At 59.8% G+C, this 23,017-nt stretch carries 22 protein-coding genes; 16 read left to right on the forward strand and 6 right to left on the reverse strand.

Annotated features, from left to right (window positions below; translation table 11 throughout):
- Nucleotides 1-31: 31 nt before the first annotated feature.
- Entirely contained in the window at nt 32-1,288 is a 1,257-nt protein-coding gene (locus tag ROLI_RS08600; protein ID WP_187428807.1) for an ABC transporter substrate-binding protein, read from the reverse strand.
- 244 nt (nt 1,289-1,532) lie between these two features.
- On the opposite strand from ROLI_RS08600, the gene ROLI_RS08605 reads away from it, so the two are divergent.
- From ROLI_RS08605 to ROLI_RS08655, 11 genes are all read left to right on the forward strand, one after another.
- A complete protein-coding gene (locus tag ROLI_RS08605; protein WP_187428806.1) occupies nt 1,533-2,324 on the forward strand; it encodes an IclR family transcriptional regulator in 792 nt (263 codons plus the stop codon).
- Between the two features lie 4 nt (nt 2,325-2,328).
- Nucleotides 2,329-3,387 (forward strand): ABC transporter ATP-binding protein, encoded by a 1,059-nt coding sequence (locus tag ROLI_RS08610; RefSeq protein ID WP_187428805.1) that lies wholly within the window; start codon nt 2,329-2,331, stop codon nt 3,385-3,387.
- A gap of 372 nt (nt 3,388-3,759) precedes the next feature.
- The gene (locus tag ROLI_RS08615) at nt 3,760-5,379 is read left to right on the forward strand and encodes an AMP-binding protein (protein ID WP_187428804.1); all 1,620 of its coding nucleotides are present in this window, start codon (nt 3,760-3,762) and stop codon (nt 5,377-5,379) included.
- Nucleotides 5,376-6,197 (forward strand): tryptophan 2,3-dioxygenase, encoded by an 822-nt coding sequence (locus tag ROLI_RS08620; protein WP_187428803.1) that lies wholly within the window; start codon nt 5,376-5,378, stop codon nt 6,195-6,197. Before ROLI_RS08615 ends, ROLI_RS08620 begins: the two co-directional genes overlap by 4 nt.
- Nucleotides 6,198-6,227: 30 nt before the next feature.
- A complete protein-coding gene (gene kynU / locus ROLI_RS08625) occupies nt 6,228-7,388 on the forward strand; it encodes a kynureninase (protein ID WP_187428913.1) in 1,161 nt (386 codons plus the stop codon).
- A 71-nt stretch (nt 7,389-7,459) separates the two neighbouring features.
- On the forward strand, nt 7,460-8,608 hold the full coding sequence (locus ROLI_RS08630; protein WP_187428802.1) for an ABC transporter substrate-binding protein: 1,149 nt from the start codon (nt 7,460-7,462) through the stop codon (nt 8,606-8,608).
- A 74-nt stretch (nt 8,609-8,682) separates the two neighbouring features.
- Nucleotides 8,683-9,600: a branched-chain amino acid ABC transporter permease gene (locus ROLI_RS08635; RefSeq protein WP_187428801.1), complete on the forward strand. Its 918-nt coding sequence runs from the start codon at nt 8,683-8,685 to the stop codon at nt 9,598-9,600.
- Nucleotide 9,601: 1 nt separating this feature from the next.
- Nucleotides 9,602-10,585, forward strand: a complete 984-nt coding sequence (locus ROLI_RS08640) for a branched-chain amino acid ABC transporter permease (RefSeq protein ID WP_187428800.1) — start codon at nt 9,602-9,604, stop codon at nt 10,583-10,585.
- Nucleotides 10,578-11,333 (forward strand): ABC transporter ATP-binding protein, encoded by a 756-nt coding sequence (locus tag ROLI_RS08645; protein ID WP_187428799.1) that lies wholly within the window; start codon nt 10,578-10,580, stop codon nt 11,331-11,333. The genes ROLI_RS08640 and ROLI_RS08645 overlap by 8 nt, the downstream gene beginning before the upstream one ends.
- Nucleotides 11,330-12,019 carry an ABC transporter ATP-binding protein gene (locus ROLI_RS08650; protein WP_187428798.1) on the forward strand — a complete coding sequence of 230 codons (690 nt, stop codon included), beginning with the start codon at nt 11,330-11,332 and terminating at the stop codon, nt 12,017-12,019. The genes ROLI_RS08645 and ROLI_RS08650 overlap by 4 nt, the downstream gene beginning before the upstream one ends.
- Before the next feature lie 24 nt (nt 12,020-12,043).
- Nucleotides 12,044-12,445: a RidA family protein gene (locus tag ROLI_RS08655; RefSeq protein ID WP_187428797.1), complete on the forward strand. Its 402-nt coding sequence runs from the start codon at nt 12,044-12,046 to the stop codon at nt 12,443-12,445.
- On the opposite strand, the gene ROLI_RS08660 is transcribed toward ROLI_RS08655, so the two are convergent.
- The 3 genes from ROLI_RS08660 to ROLI_RS08670 are packed head-to-tail and all read right to left on the reverse strand — an operon-like array spanning nt 12,442 to nt 14,461.
- Nucleotides 12,442-13,233: a metal ABC transporter permease gene (locus tag ROLI_RS08660; RefSeq protein WP_187428796.1), complete on the reverse strand. Its 792-nt coding sequence runs from the start codon at nt 13,231-13,233 to the stop codon at nt 12,442-12,444. The genes ROLI_RS08655 and ROLI_RS08660 overlap by 4 nt on opposite strands.
- Nucleotides 13,230-13,982, reverse strand: coding sequence for an ATP-binding cassette domain-containing protein (locus tag ROLI_RS08665; protein ID WP_187428795.1), 753 nt, complete (start codon nt 13,980-13,982; stop codon nt 13,230-13,232). The genes ROLI_RS08660 and ROLI_RS08665 overlap by 4 nt, the downstream gene beginning before the upstream one ends.
- Nucleotides 13,979-14,461 (reverse strand): transcriptional repressor, encoded by a 483-nt coding sequence (locus tag ROLI_RS08670; protein ID WP_187428794.1) that lies wholly within the window; start codon nt 14,459-14,461, stop codon nt 13,979-13,981. The genes ROLI_RS08665 and ROLI_RS08670 overlap by 4 nt, the downstream gene beginning before the upstream one ends.
- 83 nt (nt 14,462-14,544) lie before the next feature.
- Here ROLI_RS08670 and ROLI_RS08675 point away from each other — a divergent pair, with 83 nt between their 5' ends.
- Nucleotides 14,545-15,684: a zinc ABC transporter substrate-binding protein gene (locus ROLI_RS08675; RefSeq protein WP_187428793.1), complete on the forward strand. Its 1,140-nt coding sequence runs from the start codon at nt 14,545-14,547 to the stop codon at nt 15,682-15,684.
- 56 nt (nt 15,685-15,740) lie between these two features.
- Here ROLI_RS08675 and ROLI_RS08680 read toward each other — a convergent pair whose 3' ends face one another.
- Both ROLI_RS08680 and ROLI_RS08685 read right to left on the reverse strand, forming a co-directional pair.
- On the reverse strand, nt 15,741-17,768 hold the full coding sequence (locus tag ROLI_RS08680; protein ID WP_187428792.1) for a PhoX family phosphatase: 2,028 nt from the start codon (nt 17,766-17,768) through the stop codon (nt 15,741-15,743).
- Between the two features lie 159 nt (nt 17,769-17,927).
- Entirely contained in the window at nt 17,928-19,127 is a 1,200-nt protein-coding gene (locus tag ROLI_RS08685; protein WP_187428791.1) for an FAD-binding domain-containing protein, read from the reverse strand.
- Between the two features lie 151 nt (nt 19,128-19,278).
- Here ROLI_RS08685 and ROLI_RS08690 point away from each other — a divergent pair, with 151 nt between their 5' ends.
- The 4 genes from ROLI_RS08690 to ROLI_RS08705 all read left to right on the forward strand — a co-directional run bounded on the left by ROLI_RS08690 (nt 19,279) and on the right by ROLI_RS08705 (nt 23,009).
- The gene (locus ROLI_RS08690) at nt 19,279-19,908 is read left to right on the forward strand and encodes an ATP-dependent Clp protease proteolytic subunit (protein WP_187428790.1); all 630 of its coding nucleotides are present in this window, start codon (nt 19,279-19,281) and stop codon (nt 19,906-19,908) included.
- A 134-nt stretch (nt 19,909-20,042) separates the two neighbouring features.
- Entirely contained in the window at nt 20,043-21,308 is a 1,266-nt protein-coding gene (clpX, locus tag ROLI_RS08695) for an ATP-dependent Clp protease ATP-binding subunit ClpX (RefSeq protein WP_187428789.1), read from the forward strand.
- A gap of 884 nt (nt 21,309-22,192) precedes the next feature.
- Nucleotides 22,193-22,555 (forward strand): Rid family hydrolase, encoded by a 363-nt coding sequence (locus ROLI_RS08700; RefSeq protein ID WP_187428788.1) that lies wholly within the window; start codon nt 22,193-22,195, stop codon nt 22,553-22,555.
- Nucleotides 22,556-22,625: 70 nt separating this feature from the next.
- The gene (locus ROLI_RS08705; protein WP_187428787.1) at nt 22,626-23,009 is read left to right on the forward strand and encodes an NADH:ubiquinone oxidoreductase subunit NDUFA12; all 384 of its coding nucleotides are present in this window, start codon (nt 22,626-22,628) and stop codon (nt 23,007-23,009) included.
- Nucleotides 23,010-23,017 lie beyond the last annotated feature (8 nt).

A 23,017-nucleotide genomic window follows, 5' to 3' on the forward strand; every position in this document is an offset into this window, starting at 1 on the left:
GCGCTTGGAAGTCGCCCGGCCGGATCGTCATTTATTTGTAGACGCGTTCCTGAACCTTGTTGAGGCGGTTCAGGATGTCATCAAGGTTGTCAGGAATCACCATGAATTCCTGAAGACCCTGCATGGCTTCGGCGGCCATTTCCGCAGGGAAGTCGCGGTCAAAGAACTGCGCGACACCACCTGAGGCATTTGCCGACAGCATTTCAAACCCCTCGTTGAGGAATTTATCGTCATCTACGGAGGCCGAGGCATTCACCGGCAGCTGGCCGAGGTTGTCGCCATTGTTGATCTCGGTCTGAACATCAGCCGATACCGCATAGCGCAGGAATTCGCGCGCGGCTTCTTTGTTGGACGCATTGGCCGGGATGTGGAACGTATCCGTGGGCGCGTCTTCGGCCAATGCGACATCCGGGTTGATCGCCGGGAACTGGTAGAAATCCAGCTGGTCATCGCTCAGGCCCGCTTCGCGCAGAGGGGCGACGGCGAAGTTACCCATCAGGTAAGCGGCGGCTTCGCCCTTGACCATGAAGGGCAGAGCTTCTTGCCAGGAATAGTTCTGGTGGTTTTCCAGAAATGCGCCCATGTCGATCAATTCGCGCCAGTTGGCGAAGGTTGCGCGCACGCGGTCATCGGTCCATTTGACGTTGCCCGCGGCCAGCTCCATGTGGAAATCAAAACCGTTGGTGCGCATGTTGAGATAGTCAAACCAGCCGCCCGCCGTCCACAGGAACTTCGACCCGATGGTGTAACAGGCGCGACCCGAATCGATGATCGCCTGACAGTTGGATTTCATTTCGTCGAAATTGGCAGGCTCATTGAGGCCGAGTTCGGCGTAGATGTCCTTGCGATAATAAATGCCCCACTGGTAGTAGGTATAAGGCACGCCCCATTGTTTGCCATCAATCGTCATCGCGCCCTTGGTGGAAGAGAGGTTTTCGGCAATCTCAGGCTCCGCCCAGAGGTCCGAGACATCCTCAAACAGCCCGGCGTTTACATAGGGCGTCATCCTGTTGGCCGCATACCATGTCGCCACATCGGGCGAATCGGCGGTCAGGAAGTTGCGGATTTGGGTCTTGTAAGCTTCGCGGTCAATCACCGTGGTTTCGATGTTGAGACCGGGGTGCAGCGCGCCGAAATCGCCGATCATCTTTTCCATTGTCGCACGCGGCGCGGGGTTGGATGTATCAAGGAAAATCTTCAGATCGCCCGTGAGTTCGGCCTGTGCCATGCCCGCAAGCATGGTCGATCCTGCCAATGCCAGAGCCATTGATTTTGTGGTGAAACGCATGGTGTCCTCCCTAAGGTGCGTGTCGAGATGTGCTGGACTGTCGGTCCGTTGTTTGGTTCCATTATATGAAACTTTGTTTTATATATTGAAAACTACACTGCAATCTGCATAGACTGTCAACAGTGTTCTTGAGGAAACTGGTGAACACATCGGGCGCTCGGGGAGGCGGAACTGATCTTAACCGCATGATGTTAAGGCAAAGTTCCGAAAGGCGAGGCCCGTTTGGTAGGGGAGGTGATTGCATATGTCCGGCGACGGAACCGTGGGCAAGGCATTGGATGTGCTGGAGCAGGTGGCGGGTTATGGGCGTCCTGTGCGCTTTGGCACCCTGCTGGATGCCAGCGATTTCCCCAAGGCGACGCTCTATCGGTTTTTGCAAACGCTGACCTCGCAGGGGATGCTGGCGTATGATCCGGACCGCCAAACCTACAGCCTGGGCATGCGCCTGGTGCGTCTGGCCCATGCGGCCTGGACACAAAGCTCGCTGGCCCCGATCGCGCGCCCGTTCATTGATCGTTTAAGTGCCGAGACCGGACAGACCGTGCATCTGGCCCAGCTCGACAATGCGCAGGTGCTCTATGTGGATAAGCGCAACGCCGCCCAATCCATCGAGATGTTCAGTGACGCAGGTAAGATCGGTCCAGCCTATTGCACCGGGGTGGGCAAGGCGATGCTGGCCTTTATCGCGCCGGATGATCTGGAGCGGGTCATCGCCCAGCAGAGCTTTCACCGCTTTACAGAACATACCTATACAACGCCTGAGGCGCTGAGCGCGGAATTGAGCGCCATTCGCAAACGCGGATACGCCTTTGATCGCCAGGAACATGAGCCGGGCATCATCTGCATCGCTCACCCCATTCTGACGGATCGGGGGCGGGTGCTGGGGGCGATGTCGATCACCGGCTCGGCTGAAACAACCAATCTGACGCAACTGGAAACCTGGGTGCCGCGACTGGCGCGGACTGCTGAAGCCATTGCCCAAGAGGCACAGGCCTGGCGCTTCCCCGATTCCCACCTTCAACAAACAGGGACATAGATAAATGACCGGTGTAACGCTGAGTAATGCGATCAAACGCTATGGCGATGTGCAAGTGATCCATGGGGTCGACCTCAAGGTCGAAGATGGGGAGTTCTGCGTTTTCGTGGGGCCATCGGGGTGCGGGAAATCCACGTTGTTGCGTATGATCGCGGGGTTGGAGGAAACCACCGAAGGCGTCATGCATATTGGTGCGCGTGACGTGACGCGGATGGACCCGTCCGAGCGCGGCGTGGCGATGGTGTTTCAGACCTATGCGCTTTATCCGCATATGACGGTCAAGGAAAACATGGGGTTTGGCCTCAAGATGAACGGCTTTCCCAAGGCGGAGATCGACCAGAAGGTCAAGGCCGCCTCTGATGTGCTGAAGCTGGAGGATTATCTGGACCGCAAACCCGCCGCCTTGTCGGGTGGCCAGCGCCAGCGCGTGGCCATTGGGCGGGCGATTGTGCGCGGTCCCGAAGTGTTTCTGTTTGATGAACCGCTGTCAAATCTGGACGCAGAATTACGCGTGGAGATGCGCGTGGAGATCGCCCGGTTGCACAAGGAAATTGGCGCGACAATGATCTATGTCACGCACGATCAGGTCGAGGCGATGACGCTGGCCGATAAGATCGTGGTGCTGCGCGCGGGCGTGATCGAACAGGTTGGCGCGCCGCTGGAGCTTTACCGCAACCCGGATAATAAATTCGTAGCGGGCTTCATCGGTTCGCCTGCGATGAATTTCCTGGAGGGTGTTGTGGGGCAGGGCGGTGTCGATGTTCCCGCCCTGGGTCGCAGCGTAGCGCTCAGCGTGGATTTGCCCGCGCCCGGCACAAAGGTCACGCTGGGCGTGCGCCCTGAGCATCTGGAGGTCCATAAGGGTCGGGGGGATTTGCATGCGGATCTCTCCGAGGCGTTGGGTGGGGTGTCCTATCTGCATCTGGTGGCAGGCACGGGTGAGCGCCTCATTGCGGAGGAACGCGGCGATGATCGCGCCGCGGCGGGGGATACTGTCGACATCAGTTTCGAGCCCCACCGCGCGATGGTTTTCGCCCATGACAGCGGGTTGCGCATCCGCTGAGTTTGATCGCAGGCCCGGCGTAATTATATTTTAGGCTTAAAATATTTTTGCTTGAAGCACATTGCAAACCGCCCTAGTCTTTTGCAAAAGGCGAAGTGGCAATGGGCTTTTGGGGCAGGGAGTGATCTGTGTGGGGTTAGAGCGCGTTTGGACCTGTTTACCGGGCCTGCATGATGTATCCGCCTTGCGCCAGATTTCGATCTGTTTGCGCTTTATATGTTCGATTTGTGAAGGGAAGGCGGGGTTTATACCCAGATTTTGCCCTTATAATCTCAAATATTTCTTATATGTGCGCGCCGTTTCGGGGGTGAACCCGATTGCAAGCCCCACCGCGGCGCGATCAGCCGCCCCGCGTCGGGGGGGCGTAAATTGATGCTGCGCCCTTCCGGTCATCATGACAGTTTCGCGCGCGATCATCTGCCGCCCGAGGAGACATGGCCGGATTTATTGCTGGAGAATTTCGACTATCCTGACCGGTTGAATGCCGCCGTCGAACTGACCGATGCGATGGTTGCGCGCGGCTTTGGCGATCATACCGCACTGATCGGGAATGGGCGGCGCAGGACCTATAAGGAACTCAGCGACTGGACCAACCGGCTGGCGCATGTGCTGGTGGATGATCTGGGCGTGAAGCCGGGCAACCGGGTGCTGATCCGGTCGGCCAATAATCCGGCGATGGTGGCCTGCTGGCTGGCGGCGACCAAGGCGGGGGCGGTGGTGGTCAATACCATGCCGATGCTGCGCGCAGGCGAATTGGCGGGTATCGTGGATAAGGCGGAGGTCAGCCACGCGCTCTGTGACACGCGCCTGATGGATGAGATGACCGCCTGCGCGAAATCGAGCGGGTTTTTGACATCGGTCGTTGGTTTTGACGGCACCTCCAATCATGATGCGGAACTCGACCGGCTCGCACTTGAGAAGCCCGTGCAGTTCGAGGCCGTGGCCACGGCGCAGGATGATGTGGCGCTGCTGGGCTTCACCTCCGGCACCACGGGGGATGCCAAGGCGACGATGCATTTCCATCGCGATTTGTTGATCATCGCGGATGGCTATGCGCGCGAGGTGCTCGGCGTGGTGCCCGAAGATGTGTTCGTCGGCTCGCCCCCCTTGGCCTTTACCTTCGGACTTGGGGGTTTGGCGATTTTCCCACTGCGTTTTGGCGCGGCGGCGACCTTGCTGGAAACGGCCTCTCCGCCCAATATGATCGAGATCATCGAGAAATACCGCGCCACGGTCTGTTTCACAGCCCCGACGGCGTATCGCGCCATGCTGGCGGCGATGGAGGAGGGCGCGGATCTGAGCAGCCTGCGCGCCGCCGTGTCCGCCGGGGAAACCCTGCCCGCGCCTGTGTACGCCGAGTGGCAGGAAAAGACCGGTAAGCCGATGCTTGATGGGATCGGCGCGACGGAGATGTTGCATATTTTTGTCACCAACCGCTTTGACGATCACAGGGCGGCCTGTACCGGGAAACCGGTGCGCGGCTATGAGGCCAGGGTGATCGATGCGGATGGGGCGGAAGTGGCGCGCGGCACCGTGGGGCGTTTGGCCGTGCGCGGGCCGACCGGGTGCCGGTATCTGGCGGACACCCGGCAGGCATCTTATGTGCAGGACGGCTGGAACATCACGGGCGACAGTTTTTCGATGGACGCGGATGGGTATTTGCATTTTGCCGCGCGTAACGATGATATGATTATATCGTCGGGGTATAATATCGCCGGTCCTGAGGTGGAGGCGGCGTTGTTGTCGCACCCGGCGGTGGCCGAATGTGCGGTCATCGGTGCGCCCGACCCTAGGCGCGGTGCGATCGTTGAGGCGCATATTGTTCTGAACAATGAACATATAGGGGGGGATATTTTGATCAAAGCCTTACAAGAGCACGTGAAGGCGGCGATTGCGCCTTATAAATATCCGCGCAGCGTTGTGTTCCGCGACGCCTTGCCCAAAACGGCAACGGGGAAGATTCAGCGCTTTGCTCTCAGGGAACGGCCATGAGTGATACGCCGTCTGAGGGGGCGAAAATGGATTTCGCCGCTGATATGTCCTATGGCGATTACCTGCGGCTGGATCCGCTTCTGGATGCGCAGCACCCCTTGTCGGATGCACATGACGAGATGTTGTTCATCGTGCAACACCAGACGTCGGAATTATGGATGCGGCTGGCAATTCACGAGTTGGAAGCGGCGCGCGTAGCGATCCAGGGCGGAAATTTGCGGCCCGCGTTCAAGATGTTGGCGCGTGTGACCCGGATTTTCGAACAGTTGAACGGGGCCTGGGATGTGCTGCGCACCATGACGCCGAGCGAATATACCGCATTCCGCCCGTCTTTGGGCAATTCATCGGGGTTTCAATCGCATCAATACCGCTTGATCGAGTTTATCTTAGGCAATCGTAATGCTGGTTTGATGGCGCTGCATAAGCACAAGGCTGCGGCCACGGCGGCGTTGCGCGGCGAGTTGGCGCAGCCCTCGCTTTATCAGGTCGCCCTTGATTTGCTGGGGGAACGCTTTGAGGTGGCGGGGCTGGCGGGGCCTGTGGCAGCGGTTGCGTGGGAGCCGCGCGCGGATGTTCAGGATCTGTGGCAACGGGTTTACGAAGACCCCGCACCCCATTGGGAAATATATGAACTGGCGGAAAAGCTGGTGGATCTGGAGGATTATTTCCGGCGATGGCGGTTCAACCATGTGACCACGGTGGAGCGGATTATCGGGTTCAAACGCGGCACCGGGGGCACGTCGGGTGTTGGCTATCTGCGCAAAATGCTGGAAGTTGAATTATTTCCGGAACTCTGGCACGTGAGAGGGGCCCTGTAGGTGACAAATATATTGCGAAAAGAGGCGTTTATGCTGCCCGAAGGGATGGTGTATCTGGATGGCAATTCGCTGGGGCCGATGCCGAAGGTTGTGCCGGATCACCTGTCGGGGATGTTGACGGATGAATGGGGCGCTTTGCTGATCAAGGGCTGGAATGCCGCCGGGTGGATGGAGCAGCCCACGCGGGTCGGCGACCTTGTGGGCCGTCTGATCGGTGCGCCCGGCGGATCGGTGGTGATGGGCGATACGCTCTCGATCAAGGTCTATCAGGGCGTCGCGGCGGGGCTGAAGATGCGGCCCGAGCGCCGTGTGATCCTGTCTGATACTGGGAATTTCCCGACGGATTTGTATATGGTCGAAGGGCTGATCAACACGCTGGATCAGGGTTATGAGCTGCGTACGGTGGCGCCTGAGGAGGTCGCAGGGGCGATCACGCAAGAGGTCGCCGTGGTGATGCTGACGCAGGTGGATTACCGCACCGGGCGCATGCACGACATGGCGGCGATCACGGCGCAGGCCCACGCACAGGGCGCGGTGATGCTTTGGGATCTGGCGCATTCTGCCGGGGCGGTGCCGGTTGATCTGGCCGGCTCAAACGCGGAAATGGCGGTGGGCTGCACGTATAAATACCTCAATGGGGGACCGGGTGCGCCTGCGTTTATCTATGTGCGCCCGGATTTGGCGGATACGGTTGAACCCGCGCTCAGCGGCTGGCTGGGTCATAGCGCGCCGTTTGATTTTGCGCTGCATTACGCGCCCGGCGGGGGGATCGAGCGCATGCGCGTTGGCACGCCACCGGTAATGCAGATGAGCGCGCTGGAGGCGGCTTTGCGGCTTTGGGACGACGTGGATATGGACGCTTTGCGCGCGGCCTCGATTGCCTTGCAGGAACAGTTCATCGAGGAGGTCGAGGCGCGGATTCCAGCGTTGGACCTGGTCAGTCCGCGCGATCCGAATGTCCGGGGTAGTCAGGTGTCGTTCCGTTTTGAGCACGGCTATGCGGCGATGCAGGCCTTGATCGCGCAGGATGTGATCGGTGATTTCCGCGCCCCTGATATCATGCGTTTTGGGTTCACGCCGCTGTATATCGACGCGCATGATGTCCGCATTGCGGTTGACCGGCTGGTCAAAGTAATGGACGAAAAGCTGTGGGATGATCCAAAGTACCGCATGCGGGGGCGGGTCACATAAATATAATCCGGGCAAAAACCCCGGCACAAGAAAGAGGCCGAAAGTGCCTTGAACAACATGGGAGATACGAGATGAAGATGAGATCACTGGTTTTGGCTGCGGCATTGGCGGCATTGGCAAGCGCGGGTTTCGCGGATGGGCATGGCGGCAAGGTGAAGGTCGGCATGATCACGACCTTGTCGGGCGGCGGTGCGGGCCTTGGCATTGATGTGCGCGACGGCTTCATGCTGGCCACGAAGATGGCCGGAAATGACAATCTGGAGGTGGTGATTGAGGACGATCAGCGCAAACCCGAGATCGCCGTGCAGCTGGCCGATAAGATGATCCAATCCGAGAAGGTCGATGTGATGACCGGCATCATCTGGTCCAATCTGGCGATGGCCGTGGTGCCAGCCGCCACCGCGCAGGGTAAATTTTACCTCTCGCCCAATGCCGGACCGTCGGCGCTGGCGGGCAAGGGGTGCCATCCACTGTATTTCAACGTCGCCTGGCAGAATGACAATCTGCATGAGGCCGCCGGGGCCTATGCGCGCGAGATCGGATACAGCAATTCCTTCATTCTCGCGCCGAATTATCCTGCCGGACAGGACGCGCTCACCGGGTATAAACGCACTTATGGCGGGGCGTTGGCCGGTGAGATCTACACCAAGCTGGGCCAGACCGATTACGCCGCCGAAATCGCGCAAATCCGGGCCTCCGGGGCCGATAGCGTGTTTTTCTTTCTGCCCGGCGGCATGGGGATTTCATTCCTGAAACAATACGCAGGCTCGGGCGTGGATTTGCCGGTGGTCGGTCCCGCGTTTAGTTTTGATCAGGGGATTTTGCAGGCCGTGGGCGACGCGGCTCTGGGCATCAAGAACACCAGCCAGTGGAACAAGGACATCGATAATGCCGCCAATAAGGCCTTTGTCGAAGGGTTCCAGGCGGAATACGGGCGTCTGCCCTCGCTTTATGCAAGCCAGGGCTATGACACGGCGAACCTGCTGCTGAGCGCCATGGCCAAGGCCGATGTTGCGGATGCCGATGCCTTCCGCGCGGCACTGGCGGAGGCGGATTTCGAATCGGTACGCGGGGATTTCAAATTCGGTCCCAACCAGCACCCGATCCAGGATTATTACGTGCGCGAAGTGATCAAGGATGGCGATGTCTTCACCAATAAGATCATCGCCACCAGCCTGACCGATCACGGTGACGCCTATGCGGGCGAATGTTCGTATTGATCTGAGCGCTGCCCCTTTTCCGGGGCAGCATCCCTTCCGACACGAACGCGCCGGGGTGCGCGCGCGGAGCTTTCATGTCCACCATCCTGCTCATCGAACAGATCCTGAACGGCTTGCAGTTCGGCGTCATGCTGTTCCTCATGGCCGCTGGGTTGACGCTTATTTTTGGCGTCATGGGGCTGATCAACCTCGCGCATGGTTCGCTCTATATGGTCGGGGCCTTTGCTGCTGCTGCGGTGGCGGGGGTGACGGGGTCTTTTGTGTTGGCCTTGATCGCCAGTCTGGTCGCGGCGGCGGCAGCGGGGGCGCTGGTGGAACTGCTGGTGATCCGGCGGCTTTACGCGCGCGATCATCTGGATCAGGTGCTGGCGACCTTCGCGCTGATCCTGATCTTCTCCGAAGGTACGCGCTGGCTGTTCGGTTCCTTCCCGCTGTTTCTGGATATTCCGACGGCTTTTGCGGGGCCGGTGATGCTGCCCGGTGGCATCCAATATCCCGCCTACCGTTTGCTGATCATCGCCATCGGGCTGTTGATCGCCTTTGGCCTGTTCCAGCTGATCGCGCGCACCCGCATCGGCATTCAAATCCGTGCCGGGGAAAGTGACCGGGAAATGATTGCAGCGCTTGGCGTGGATATCTCCAAACTCTACACCATCGTCTTTGCGCTTGGCGCGGGGCTGGCCGGGCTGGCGGGCGCGCTGGTGGGTGCGATCCAATCGGTGCAGGTCGGCATGGGTGAACCGGTGCTGATCCTCGCCTTCGTGGTGATCGTGATCGGCGGCATCGGCTCGATCAAGGGCGCGCTGGTGGGCGCGTTGCTGGTGGGGCTGACGGATACGCTCGGAGGGGTGTTATTGCCCGAACTCTTTGGCACTTTCATGGAGGCGTCGGCGGCCACGGCGGTCGGTTCCTCATTGGCGTCCATGTCGATTTACATCCTGATGGCGGGGGTGTTGCTGTTCAAACCCACCGGCCTCTATGGGCGTGCCTGAGATGGGCCGCGCAACCCTCATCAACGCGGCGCTCTTTGCGATGCTGCCGCTGACGGCGCTGATGGCATTGCTCCTGGATGAGCCCTTCATCATCACGCTGACCACCAAGGTCGCTATTCTGGCGCTGGCAGGTGTGGGCCTCAACATCGCGCTGGGTCTGGGCGGTTTGGTCAGCCTTGGGCATGCGGCGTTTTTCGGGATCGGCGGTTATGCGATGGGAATCCTTGCACATCACGCCCAGACCTACACGCCACTGATGGAGGCACCGTTTTTGCTGGAGGGGAGCAATTCAATGCCCCTGATCTGGCTGGTGGCGGTGATTGCCGGGGCCTTCGCGGCAATGGCCATCGGCGCGCTGTCCTTGCGCACGTCTGGCGTCTATTTCATCATGATTACGCTGGCTTTTGGACAGATGCTCTATTATTTTGCGATCAGCTGGCCCGCTTATGGCGGCGAAGACGGGCTGTCGATCTATGTGCGCAATGGTTTTCCGGGGCTTAACACGCTGGTTCCGATCCAGTTTTTCGCGATCTGCTTTGCGGTGCTTGCGCTTGTACTCTTTGGTGTGGGGCGGCTGGCCGCATCGCCCTTCGGGCTGGCGCTGGCGGGGGCGCGGCAAAACCCCGAACGGGTGCAGACCGTCGGCCTGTCACCCTATCGGCTGCGCCTCCTGGCCTTTGTGATTTCCGGCGCGATCACGGCGCTGGCGGGCGCGCTCTTTGCCGATCTCAACCGCTTTGTCAGCCCCACAATGCTCAGCTGGCATATGTCGGGTGAGATCATGATCTTTGTGATCCTGGGCGGCGTGGGGCGTCTGTTCGGCCCGGTGGCGGGGGCGGCGCTGTTCATCTTGCTGGAACATGTCTTGGGCGGATTGTCCGATTATTGGCACGTCTATCTGGGCATTTTGCTGCTGCTGGTTGTACTCTTTGCGCGCGGCGGTCTGATCGGCACATTGGCGGGCCGGGAGGTCGCGCATGACTGAGACTTTGTTGGATATCAAGGGGCTGCGCAAGAGCTTCGGGGCGCTGGTGGCGACGGATGATGTGTCGCTGACGCTGAACCCGGGGGAAATCCACGCGCTGATCGGACCCAATGGGGCGGGTAAATCGACGCTGATCAAACAGGTCGCGGGCGGGCTGGCACCGGATGCGGGGCAGGTGTGGTTTGCCGGGCGTGACGTCACGGGTTTCAACACTGCGGCAAGGGCGCGCGCCGGGCTGGGGCGCACGTTTCAGATCTCCTCGCTCGCCATGGAATACACGGTTTTGCAAAACGCGGTGCTGGGGGCTTTGGGTGCGCGCGGCACGGTGTGGCGGTTTTTCAGGCCGGTGATGCAGGACGCGGAATTGCGCGGCGTGGCGGAGGCGGCGCTTGAACGCGTCGGGCTGATGGATCACCGCGACAAGCGCACGGCCGAGCTCAGCCACGGACAGCGTCGCTTGCTGGAGGTCGCCGTGGCGCTGACCCTGAAGCCGCGGGTATTTTTGATGGATGAACCGATGGCAGGCCTGGGCGCGGGGGGCTCCAAACGGCTCACTGGCTTTCTGGATGGGTTGCGCTCTGAGGCCCCGATCCTGCTGGTGGAACACGATATGGATGCGGTTTTCGCGCTGGCGGATCGCATTTCGGTGCTGGTTTACGGCAAGGTCATCGCGACCGGCACGGCGTCAGAGATCAAAGCCAATCGCGATGTGCGCGAGGCCTATTTGGGGCAGGAGGAGGCGTCATGAGCTTTCTGTCCTTGCAGGGGATCGAGGCGTCCTATGGCCCGACGCAGGCGCTTTTTGGTGTTGATCTGAGCCTTGAGGAGGGCGCGGTTTGCGCGCTGATGGGGCGCAACGGGATGGGAAAATCCTCCACGGTGAAGGTCATTTGCCGCCTTTTGAAACATTCCGTCGGTCAGGTGTATTTTAAGGGGCGCGACATGGCGATGTTGCCGCCGCATAAAGCCGCGCAGGCCGGCATGGGGTTGGTGCCGGAGGGGCGGCGGTGTTTTCCAAACCTCACGGTTTATGAGAACCTGATTGCGGCGGCGCGCACCGGTCATTGGGATTTCGCGCGGGTCACGGGGCTTTTCCCGCGCCTTGCGGAGCGGCGGGATCAATCCGCGGCCTCGCTGTCGGGCGGGGAGCAACAGATGCTGGCGATCGGGCGCGCGCTGATGACCAACCCGCGTCTGTTGTTGCTGGATGAGGCCACCGAAGGGCTGGCCCCGGTGGTGCGGCAGGAAATCTGGGCGGCGCTGCGGATATTGAAATCGGAAACGGGAATGGCCCTGCTGGTGGTGGATAAATCGCTGCGCGACTTACGTCAGGTCGCGGATAGCGCCGTCATTCTGGAGCGCGGCGCGACGGTTTGGGCCGGCGCCATAGGCGATGTCACGCCCGCCGTGGCGGATCAGTATTTGGGCGTGTGAGCGCGCCATCGGAGAGGAAACATTATGACACACCGAATCATCCATCCCGACGGTTGGAAACCTGCCAAGGGCTATGCCAACGGCATGCTGAGTGAAAACGGCACGCTTTATGTCGGCGGGCAGATCGGCTGGACGGCGGATCAGGTGTTTGAGGCGGATGATTTCATCGGCCAGATGCGACAGGCCTTGCAGAACATTCGCGCCGTGGTGGAGGCCGCAGGCGGGCAGCCCGAGCATGTCACGCGGTTGACGTGGTATGTGACCGATAAGGCGGAATATCTCGCGCATCAGGGCGAGATTGGGGCGGCCTACCGGGAGGTCATGGGGCGGCATTTTCCGGCGATGACGATGGTTGTGGTTGCGGGCCTGATTGAGGATGAGGCCCGCGTCGAGATTGAGGCCACCGCCGAAATTCTCCGCGCTTAGCCGCGCACAATCTGAAGCCCCTGTGTCATGGCGAAGAGCGCGGCCGCGGTGCTGACGATTGTGGGACCTGTGGGCGTGTCAAAGGCGAAAGACAGCCATAGCCCGCCCAAAGCCGAAGTTACGCCAATGACCATGGCCGCCCCTGCCATGGCTTCGGGACCGCGCACGAGCGGGCGGGCGGCGGCTGCCGGGATGATCAGCAGCGCGGCGATCAGCAGCGCGCCAACGACTTTGATCGCCACGGCCACGGTGATGGCCAGCGCCAGCGTCAGGATCAGCTGTTCGCGCCTGGGGTCAAGTCCGCTTGCACGCGCCAGATCGGGACTGAGCGTGGCGGAAAGAAGGGCCGACCAGCGCCAGGCGACAAGGGAGAAGACCGCCAGCGCCCCGCTCCAGATGACCACCAGATCCGAGACCGACACGGCCAGGATGTCGCCGACAAGATAGCCCATCAGATCAAGCCGCACGCCCGGCAGGAAGGAGACCGCAACCAGCCCGATCGCCAGCGTCGCATGGGCCAAAACGCCCAGAAGCGCGTCATTTGTGATGTTACGCCCACCAAGCGCGCTGAGCAGAAACGCAACACTCAAAGCGACCACCAGTACCCCGCCAAAGATCGGCAGGTCCAGCGCCAGGGCCAGCGCCACGCCCAGGATCGCCGCATGCGAGGTCGCATCGCTGAAATAAGCCATGCGTCGCCAAACCACGAAGCACCCCAGAGGGGCTGCGGCCAACGCGACACCAACCCCGGCAAGGGCGGCGCGCAGCAGGAAATCATCCAGAATCATTCAGCCGCCCTCTGTGGCGCGTCATGGTCACATTCGGGACCATGCGAATGCGTATGTTCATGACGATAAAGCGCGAGCGTGCCTTGCGTTCCGGTGCCGAAAAGCGCGCGGTATTCCGGGGCGCTGGCGACGATTTCGGGCGTGCCTTCGCAGCAGATATGACCGTTGAGGCAGAGCACCCGATCCGAGGCGGCCATGACCACGTGCAGATCATGGCTGACCATGAGCACCGCGCAGCCCTTGTCACGCCGCACCGCTTCAATCTGGCGGTAGAATTGCGCTGAGCCGGGTTGATCTAGGCCCTGCGTCGGCTCGTCCAGAATGAGCAGATCTGGCTCATTGAGCAGCGCGCGCGCCAGCAGGACGCGTTGGAATTGCCCGCCCGACAGATCGGTCATTTGCTGGCGGGCGAGGTCGGGCAGGCCGGCCTCGCTCAGAGCGTGGGTGATTTTCGCCGAGGTCATGCGGCGCGGCAGGTTCAGGAAGCGCGCAACGCTCAGGGGCAGGGTGGCATCAATGGCCAGGCTTTGCGGCACATAACCGATTTTCAGGCCTGGCCTACGGGTCACATGCCCCTGGGCCGGGACAAGCGCGCCGATCATAGCGCGGATCAGGCTGGATTTGCCCGAGCCGTTGGGCCCGACGATGGTGACGATTTCGCCCGGCGAAATGCCAAAGCTGACGTCGTGCAGGACGGTGCGCCCGTGATAGGCTAAGGCCAGGTCGCGGGCCTCCAGCAGGGCGTTCACGGGGCGGGCTCCTGACAGGCGGGACAGAGGCCCTGGGCCTCTACCACCGTATGCTCGATGGCGAACCCTGCCGCGCGCGCCGCCTCTCCCAGCCGCCCCGACGCAAGGCCGGTGTCCGCTTCCGCCACGGCATTGCACGTGCGGCAGATCAGAAAGGCGGGCGTATGGGCGGTGCGGGCCTGCGTGCAGGCGACATAGGCGTTGAGCGCCTCGATCTTATGGGCGAGCCCCGCCTTGACCAGAAAATCAAGCGCGCGGTAGGCGACGGGGGGCTGATGCGCGCCGTGCCCGTCCTTTGAGAGTTGTGCCAGCAGCTCATAAGCCCCCAGCGCGCGGTGTTCACGCAGCAGGATTTGCAGCGCGCGCTGTCGCACAGGAGTGAAATTCAGCCCCTCCTGCGCACAGATTTCATGCGCCAGCGCCATCATATCGGTCACGCAGGTGTCGTGATCATGGGCGCAAAAACCGAGGGCAGACATTTATTGCAACTCCGTTCATCTCGGGATTGATGTGTTATAATATAACTGTTAGCAGATGCGGGATATAACAACAAGGTGATGATATGCGTGTTTTCAGTCTTCTTCTGGCCGCTACCTGTCTGAGTGGCCCGGTTTTTGCGCAAACGCCGCGCGTGGCGAGTGACATCGCCCCTGTGCATGGTTTGGTGAGTCGCGTCATGGCGGGGGTTGGTGTGCCCGATCTGATCCTGCCCCCCGGTGCCTCGCCCCATTCCTATGCCATGCGCCCCTCTGAGGCGCGCGCGTTGGCGCAAGCCGATATGGTGGTCTTGGTCGGGCCTGCGCTGACGCCCTGGCTGAGCGGATCGCTGGAGGCGCTGGCCCCGGATGCCGTGCGCCTTGAATGGATGCAGAGCGCGACACTCTTGCCATTTCGAGAGGGTGCACTTTTTGACGGGCATGACCATGCGCATGGGTCTGAGGCAGACGGGCACGAGGATCACGATGCGCATGACGATCACGATGCGCATGAGGATGAACATCACGCCGCAGATGAGCACCAAACCCACGACGACCACGCCGCAAAACATGAAGACCACGATGCGCACGGGCATGAGGACCACGCCACACAAGGGCATGAAGATCATGACGCAAAAGACCATGCGGAGCACGCGCCAAAAGGGGATGATGAACACCACGCTGAGGATCATGCCGCGCAGTGGGACCCTCATGTGTGGCTCGATCCGGCGAATGGGTCGGCTTTTCTGATGCGCATTGCACAGGAACTTGGCGCGCTTGATCCGAAAAACGCAGAAACCTATCTCAGCAATGCGCGCGCGGGGCAGGCGGAGCTTGCAGCGCTGACAGACCGGATCGCGTCGGAAATGACGGCGGTGCAGGGGCGTCCCTTTGTGGTGTTCCATGACGCCTACCACTATTTCGAGGCCCGCTTTGATGTGGAAGCGGTGGCCTCGATCAATCAAGCCGATGACAGTGCTGCAAGTGCGGGGCGCCTGGCAGAGGTGCGCGACGCCGCGCAAACCGCAAACATCGCTTGCTTTTTCACGGAACCACAAGCCCCCGAAGGCCTCGTCGAAGCGGTGGCCGGAAGAGAGGGCGCGCGGATCGGCATCATCGACCCGATCGGCGCAGAGATCGCATTGGGCGCGGATTTCTACCCGGCCCTGATGACGCAGATCGCCACGTCCTTTAGCGAATGCCTGTCGGAGGATGCACAAAAATAAGGCCCCGCAGAGATGATGCGGAGCCTTTGGGCCGTTTCGATTATGTCACCGTCGTGTCAGACTGCGATCTTACCACCGCCCTGTTTCGTGACCACGACCACGGAGGGGCGCGGTGGCATGGCGGCATCGAAATCCGGCCAGCGGGTAGCCGGGTCCTCGAAGGTCGAATCGCGCTCGAACCCTTTGAGGTCCTTGGTGCCATCCGTGCCGGGGTGCTGTACCGCCAGAAACAGGGTTTCGCCGCTGTCATGGAAGTAGGGGCCGCAAAGCTCGCCCCCCACCGGGCAGCGGAAGAACAGCTTGGACGTGCCGCGCAGATCGCCGTCCGTTTCAACCCCGTAAAGCCCGTCCGATTTGCCGGTCTTGCCCCAGCTTGAGCCTTGATCCGTGGAGACCCACAAACGCCCCTCGGCATCGAAGGCGCAGTTGTCCGGTGAGCCAAACCAGCCGTTCTCAGAGGTTTCTGGGTTCCACTGCGCGCCGACTTCCTCGATGGTGGGATCGCCGCATTTCACCAGAATGGACCAGGTGCCAGTGGTGGCGGCATGATCCTCACCCGCCTCCTTGATCTCGATGATGTGGCCAAAGGAGGACTCCGCACGCGGGTTGGCCGCATTGACCTGATCCGCCTTGCGCCGGGTGTTGTTGGTCAACATCACATAGGCGGTGCCATTGGGACCGGGGTTGGCATCCTCGGGCCGGTCCATCGGGGTGGCCCCGAGATAATCCGCCGCAAGACGCGTGTCGATCATCACATCGGCCTGATCGTTGAACCCGTTCTCAGCGGTCAGTGGACCGGTCCCATGCACCAGCGGCAACCAGGCGATGGTGCCGTCCTCGTCAAAGCGCGCGACATAAAGCGTGCCATCCGAGAAAAGCGAACTGCCAAAAACGGCCGTTTCATCCGTAACATCCCCGCCCGATACATATTTATACATGTAATCAAAGCGGTTATCGTCGCCGGAATAGACAACAAGCTTGCCGCTGGAAGATATGGTCGATTCCGCACCCTCATGGCGGAACCGCCCCAGCGCGGTGTGTTTGATCGGCTTGGCATCCGGGTTGCGCGGGTCCACCTCCACGATCCAACCCCAGCGGTTGGGCTCATTGGGCTCCTTGTCGATGTTCCAGCGGTCATGATGCTGCCCCCAGGCATACCAACGCCCCGGCACGCCGTAACGCTTCATGCTGGTGGCCTCGGGCTGCGCGGAGACGTCGGGTTTGTCCTCGCCGTCCACTACATCGCTCCAGAAATAGCCGTGGAAGTTCTCCTCCGCCATCAGGTACGTGCCCCAGGGGGTCATGCCACCCGCGCAATTGTTCACCGTGCCGATGACGGTCATGCCTTCGGGGTCCGCGTTGGTTTGCATCCGGGCGTGACCGGCGGCGGGGCCGTCGATGGTCATTTCGGTGCTATGCGGTGTGATGCGGCGGTTGTATTTGCTGTCACGCACCAGCGCCCATTTGCCGTCCTCGCCTTGGGCGATTTCAACAACCGAACCGCCATGCGCGGCCATTTCGATGTCCACCAGCTCCTTGGTCATGCCTGCAAAACCGGCGCGGTCCTGACGGCCAAGGCCCGGAAACATGACTTCTTCATTGGTGTATTCATGGTTCACGCAGAGCAATCCGCGCGTGCCCTCATCATTGAGCGCCGTGAAGCCGACATAGTCGTTGTTATAGCCGAATTGCTGTAATTGCGCCTCGGCGCTCTGGTTCATGACGTCAAATTCCGGCGCATCCGCGGTGATCGGATCACCCCAGCGCAGCAGGATATCGGCGTTATAGCCTTCAGCGATATGGTGGGTTTCATCGTTGCCCCATGCCAGCTCTTCGAAATTGTAGCGCCCCTGCGTTGCGGCAGCGGCCTGTTTCGGCGCGATCATCGCCGAGGTGCCAAACAGCGCGGTCGTCGCAGTAACGCCCAGCACACCCTTGAGCATGTCGCGGCGCCCATAGCGGCGGTTGATCACATCCCCGATGGTGCGGGTCAGGTTGGGGTTCGTCGGAATATCGTCAAAGGCCTCAAAGGCTTCTGCTTTGTTGCCGATTGTCGGGTCTTGGATGATGTCTTTACGGTCCATTGGCTTCCTCATGTTGGTAACTAGGGGACGAACATGGTCGCGGGGTCGCGCCACGTGTTGTACGCCTGACATGACTGCGCCGTGTAACGACGGTATGACGGATCAGGCGGGTTTTTTTGGGTTTCCCGCGTTAACTGTACCTTCAACCGATGCGTGAAATCAAATGATCCGTGAGAGGAGGTCGGGAATGTGCTTTCTGAAAGGGAAAAAGCCCTTTGTTGCCAGCGGCCAGGAAGCATCGTCATAGGGACGGCGCATGGCAATGAGGCTTGGCGCATCCGGGTGATTGCGCAGGGAGTGCAGAACTGCGGCAATTGGTCCCACCGGTGCATGGGGCGTGACGATCTGGTCCAGGCCTTTGGTTGCGGCCCAGGTGATGATGTCCTGGGCGGTGGTCAGGTTTTCGCGCTCCCCCAACCTGTCCGACCAGCGCGCGGTGACGTCGTTCATGGCTGCCCCGCGAAAATCCGCGACATGCGGCGCGGGTGTCTGTGGGCTGTATCCGTTTTCAGGAGACAGTGTGGCCGTGGCGAGGGGCGCGATCTGCTCCAGGACGAATCCGGGGCTGAGGTCTTCGGAATGTAGCAGCAATCCCGTTCTAAGTGCAGGATCGGGTGTGGTGGTGGGCGGCAGGGCGCGCGGCGGGTGCGGCGCAGTTGCGAGCAGCGGGGCGGCATGGGTGGCGAGCCCCTGTGGTCTGAAACGGCCTTCGGTATATTTTTCAATGTTGTCGGCGCGCGCCAGATAGGTTTTGCCCTGTGTCTGCTGGCCCGAGACCCAACGCCAGCTGAGCGTGTTGGAGGCCGGATCCCCGTCCAGTAGGTGGCGCAGAAAGAAATCCGCCCCCAAGCTCCAGGGCAGGCGCAACGTAAAGACCCAGATGGAGGCGAACCACATGCGCGCGTGATTATGCAGATACCCCGTCTGCACCAATTCCCGCGCCCAATGATCAAAGCAATCGATCCCGGTGGTGCCGAGACAGGCGCTTTCCCATCGCGCGCGCAGTCCGGATTGAGTTTGCAAATCGTCAACATCCCGCTGCAGGTCTGCGCGGTATTGCTCCCAGACGCCGGGGCGCAATTCCAGCCAGCCTTTCCAATAGGTGCGCCAGAACACTTCCTGAATGAATTTTTCCGCCGCCGCTTGGCTATGACGGGCCAGTACGGCCTCCAGCACCTCTGCTTCGGTGATAAGGCGGCAGCGCAGATAAGGCGAGAGCGTCGATACGCCCGTATGGCCCTGCGCCCCAAGGTCATAGTTGCGCCGCGCCGCGTAACTGCGCCCGGCGTTGGGGATGAAACGGGCCAGCCGTTCGAGGGCGGCCGTGCGGGTCGGGGGGAATATATCCAATGCGCTCATTGGGGGGCAGATAAGGCGCGCGCAACATTGATCAACAGGATTACCTAAGATTGAACCGGCCCCCCTTGCGGCCCCCGTTTGGCAATACTAAGCTTTGGGTAACGGTTCGCGGAGTATGGTCTTAGCGAACACCAATGAACAGGCATCCCACATGAACGATCCCATCGACACCTATATGAACCTTGTCCCCATGGTTGTGGAGCAAACCAGCCGGGGCGAGCGGGCTTATGACATCTTTTCGCGCTTGCTCAAGGAACGGATTATTTTCATCAATGGTCCGATCCACAGCGGCATGAGCCACCTGATTGTTGCGCAGCTGCTGCATCTGGAGGCGGAAAATCCGTCCAAGGAAATCAGCATATACGTCAATTCGCCCGGTGGTGAGGTAACGGCAGGCCTGTCGATTTATGATACGATGCAATATATCCGGCCCAAGGTATCGACCCTGATCTGCGGTATGGCCGCCTCGATGGGGTCGGTCATTGCGATTGGTGGCGAGAAGGGGATGCGGTTTGCCTTGCCGAATGCGGAAGTGATGATCCACCAGCCCTCGGGCGGCTCGCAGGGCAAAGCCGAGGATATCCTGATTTCCGCGCGCCACATCGAGCGGACCCGTGAGCGGATGTATCACCTTTATGTCAAGCACTCTGGCCAATCGCTTAAGACCGTGCAAAAGGCGCTGGACCGGGATCTGTGGATGACGCCCGAAGAGGCCAAGGAATGGGGTCATGTCGACGAGATCGTCGAGAGCCGCAGTAGCGAAGATGATGACAAGAAATAGGCAGCACGGGACGCGGCGCGTTTACCAATTAGCGATTGTGGACCTGAAAACGCTGGCCTAAACTGCCAAGATAAGTTCGAACGTCCCAGAACATGGGGCGACACAGATGACACGCGAGACCTGAAAGAGTTGATATGGCTACGAATTCGACGGGCGACAGCAAGAACACCCTTTATTGCAGCTTCTGCGGCAAGAGCCAGCATGAGGTGCGCAAGCTGATTGCTGGTCCGACCGTCTTCATCTGTGATGAATGTGTCGAGCTTTGCATGGACATTATTCGCGAGGAAACAAAGGCCTCCGGTTTGAAGGCGACGGATGGTGTTCCGACGCCCAAGGACATTTGCGAGGTCCTGGATGATTATGTGATCGGTCAGGCCACGGCAAAGCGGGTTCTGTCGGTGGCGGTGCACAACCATTACAAACGGTTGAATCACGCGCAAAAGGGCGGCGATATCGAGCTGGCGAAGTCCAACATCCTGCTGATTGGCCCAACGGGTTGTGGTAAAACGCTTTTGGCACAGACGCTTGCGCGGATTCTGGATGTGCCGTTCACCATGGCCGATGCCACCACGCTGACCGAAGCGGGATATGTTGGGGAGGACGTTGAGAACATCATCCTCAAGCTGCTGCAATCCTCCGAGTATAATGTGGAGCGGGCGCAGCGTGGTATCGTATATATTGACGAGGTCGATAAGATTACGCGTAAATCGGAAAACCCCTCGATTACCCGCGATGTGTCGGGCGAGGGTGTGCAGCAGGCCTTGTTGAAACTGATGGAGGGCACCGTGGCCTCCGTCCCGCCTCAGGGCGGGCGCAAACATCCCCAGCAGGAATTCCTGCAAGTAGATACAACGAATATCCTGTTTATCTGCGGTGGTGCCTTTGCGGGGCTGGACAAGATCATTGCGGCGCGTGGCAAAGGATCGGCCATGGGGTTTGGGGCGGATGTGCGTGATAATGATGCGCGTGGCGTTGGCGAGATATTCACTGATCTTGAACCGGAAGACCTGCTCAAATTCGGCCTGATACCGGAGTTTGTTGGCCGTTTGCCGGTTCTGGCAACGTTGGAAGATCTGGATGAGGATGCTCTTGTCACGATCCTGACGCAGCCGAAAAACGCTTTGGTCAAGCAATATCAGCGCCTGTTCGAACTCGAAGATACAGAACTGAGTTTCACAGATGACGCGCTTGCGGCAATCGCCAAGCGGGCGATTGAGCGCAAGACCGGTGCGCGGGGCCTGCGCTCGATCCTGGAGGACATCCTGCTTGATACGATGTTCGAGCTTCCTGGACTCGATAGCGTCAATGAGGTCGTGGTGAATGAAGAGGCGGTCAACTCTGACGCAGCACCTTTGATGATCCATTCTGATGCTGAAAAAGAACCTGCAAGTGCTGGCTGAGACTGCGGCGTTCGAACATTAAGTCTGACCAGAGGGTTGCGTTTTTAGAGAAATGTGATGAGCCGAGGAAGTGGTCTTCGGCCCGCGCCGGGTAAATAGCCCGTGGCTGCCCCGGCGTGCCAATTGTCTATTGTGAAGGTCTGAGGAACAGGATCACCGACGCAGGCAGGTATCGTAAAGCTTTGATACTATGTTTTGATGCGCCCGTAATATGCGACTTGGTCGGAGTATCGATCGGGATATTCATGCCGGCGGAAATAAAAAAAAATTTGTTTATAACGACTTGACGAAGACGTGGCCAGCAAGGCGGGGCTGATACGAAGTGTGGCCAAAGGGAAGCCAGCAAGAGCGCAATGATCGTGCGATAGGGAACCACCTTTTCAGAAACGTATTTTGGAGAGCCTCCAAGTGGCGGGAGTCTCGGGCCATGCGCTAAGTTTTTTGGCGCCGTGGTGTGAAATGTCAGCGGACCAAGCGTCACTCGCTACGTTATGATGATAAACGCCGGGCCTATCGTTAAGGTGCTTCGACGAAGAGCATCGGGTCGTCTTTTAGGAACAAGCCGTGAAAACGACCCGTTTACTCTATCGCTGGGTCATCCGGAATCCGCAATCGTTTGCGCAATAGCGTCGCAAAGCTTGCCGCTTTTGCAGCGATACGCGCCAAGGTCTTGGTAGGATCCGGGTGTCACCGCTCCAAGCGCCACCAGGCTAGACCCAATAGCTAAGAAATGTCCAGCCTTTCGCGAGTTCTGTAAGAGCTCCGCTCACAACCTCGCGTCTTACACGTCGATTCGTGTCGGAACCAATGGCACGCGTTATTTTCAATGACGTTGTATTAAGGGTTATGGGCTATACTCTTGTGGAAACCCTCGTGGAGCCCAAGTGACAATTCGACGTATCAAATCTGGTGGCATATTTGAGGAAAAAATCGGCTATTGCCGGGTGGTGGTGGCGGGCGGTTGGGTATATGTCGCGGGTACTGTAGGGCAGGGAGATACCGTGCAAGCGCAGTGCCAGTCTGCGCTCGATACGATCAGAGCCGCATTGCTCAGGGCGGGGTGTGACTTTTCAGACGTTGTGCGCGTCACCTACATGCTGCCAGAGGCTGCGGAATTTGAACTCTGCTGGCCGCTGCTTGTGGCGGCTTTTGGAGATAATCCTCCCGCGGCCAAGATGATCGAATGTGGGTTGATTGATCCTAAATATCGGATCGAAATCGAGGTGACAGCGATGCTGCACGAATAGCCTTGCATCTATCTGGACGTTTCGTCGGTTATCCTGCATATGTAAATTAACAATGCACCGGAGGCATTTCATGGGAATTCTGACATCTATTTTGCGGTCGGTCACGTGGTGGAACGGGCAGACGCTCAACACCCAACTGTGGACGTGGCGCAATGGTGCCAAGGTCGGAGAAGACAGCCAGGGCAATATTTTTTACGAAAACAAGGATAAGTCACGCCGCTGGGTGATCTATAATGGCGAGGCAGAGGCGAGTAGGGTAGATCCCGATTGGCACGGCTGGTTGCATCATACCTGGGATACAACCCCGACGGATTCGCCTTTGCCACATAAATCCTGGGAAAAACCACATCAGGAAAACCTGACGGGCACCGCGATGTCTTATGCGCCGAAGGGGTCCATTCGACGCTCTGATCCCGCACCGCGCAGTGACTATGAGGCCTGGTCGCCGGAGTAAAAGAATAA

The sequence above is a fragment of the Roseobacter fucihabitans genome (assembly GCF_014337925.2).
Classification (GTDB): Bacteria; Pseudomonadota; Alphaproteobacteria; order Rhodobacterales; family Rhodobacteraceae; genus Roseobacter; species Roseobacter fucihabitans.

Coding starts and splice junctions, on each gene's coding strand:
- ROLI_RS08600 (WP_187428807.1), bottom strand. CDS start 1,288: ATGCGTTTCACCACAAAATCAATGGCTCTGGCATTGGCAGGATCGACC.
- ROLI_RS08655 (WP_187428797.1), top strand. CDS start 12,044: ATGACACACCGAATCATCCATCCCGACGGTTGGAAACCTGCCAAGGGC.
- ROLI_RS08675 (WP_187428793.1), top strand. CDS start 14,545: ATGCGTGTTTTCAGTCTTCTTCTGGCCGCTACCTGTCTGAGTGGCCCG.
- clpX (WP_187428789.1), top strand. CDS start 20,043: ATGGCTACGAATTCGACGGGCGACAGCAAGAACACCCTTTATTGCAGC.
- ROLI_RS08705 (WP_187428787.1), top strand. CDS start 22,626: ATGGGAATTCTGACATCTATTTTGCGGTCGGTCACGTGGTGGAACGGG.
- ROLI_RS08635 (WP_187428801.1), top strand. CDS start 8,683: ATGTCCACCATCCTGCTCATCGAACAGATCCTGAACGGCTTGCAGTTC.
- ROLI_RS08685 (WP_187428791.1), bottom strand. CDS start 19,127: ATGAGCGCATTGGATATATTCCCCCCGACCCGCACGGCCGCCCTCGAA.
- ROLI_RS08640 (WP_187428800.1), top strand. CDS start 9,602: ATGGGCCGCGCAACCCTCATCAACGCGGCGCTCTTTGCGATGCTGCCG.
- kynU (WP_187428913.1), top strand. CDS start 6,228: ATGCTGCCCGAAGGGATGGTGTATCTGGATGGCAATTCGCTGGGGCCG.
- ROLI_RS08615 (WP_187428804.1), top strand. CDS start 3,760: ATGCTGCGCCCTTCCGGTCATCATGACAGTTTCGCGCGCGATCATCTG.
- ROLI_RS08650 (WP_187428798.1), top strand. CDS start 11,330: ATGAGCTTTCTGTCCTTGCAGGGGATCGAGGCGTCCTATGGCCCGACG.
- ROLI_RS08630 (WP_187428802.1), top strand. CDS start 7,460: ATGAAGATGAGATCACTGGTTTTGGCTGCGGCATTGGCGGCATTGGCA.
- ROLI_RS08620 (WP_187428803.1), top strand. CDS start 5,376: ATGAGTGATACGCCGTCTGAGGGGGCGAAAATGGATTTCGCCGCTGAT.
- ROLI_RS08605 (WP_187428806.1), top strand. CDS start 1,533: ATGTCCGGCGACGGAACCGTGGGCAAGGCATTGGATGTGCTGGAGCAG.
- ROLI_RS08660 (WP_187428796.1), bottom strand. CDS start 13,233: ATGATTCTGGATGATTTCCTGCTGCGCGCCGCCCTTGCCGGGGTTGGT.
- ROLI_RS08690 (WP_187428790.1), top strand. CDS start 19,279: ATGAACGATCCCATCGACACCTATATGAACCTTGTCCCCATGGTTGTG.
- ROLI_RS08610 (WP_187428805.1), top strand. CDS start 2,329: ATGACCGGTGTAACGCTGAGTAATGCGATCAAACGCTATGGCGATGTG.
- ROLI_RS08680 (WP_187428792.1), bottom strand. CDS start 17,768: ATGGACCGTAAAGACATCATCCAAGACCCGACAATCGGCAACAAAGCA.
- ROLI_RS08670 (WP_187428794.1), bottom strand. CDS start 14,461: ATGTCTGCCCTCGGTTTTTGCGCCCATGATCACGACACCTGCGTGACC.
- ROLI_RS08645 (WP_187428799.1), top strand. CDS start 10,578: ATGACTGAGACTTTGTTGGATATCAAGGGGCTGCGCAAGAGCTTCGGG.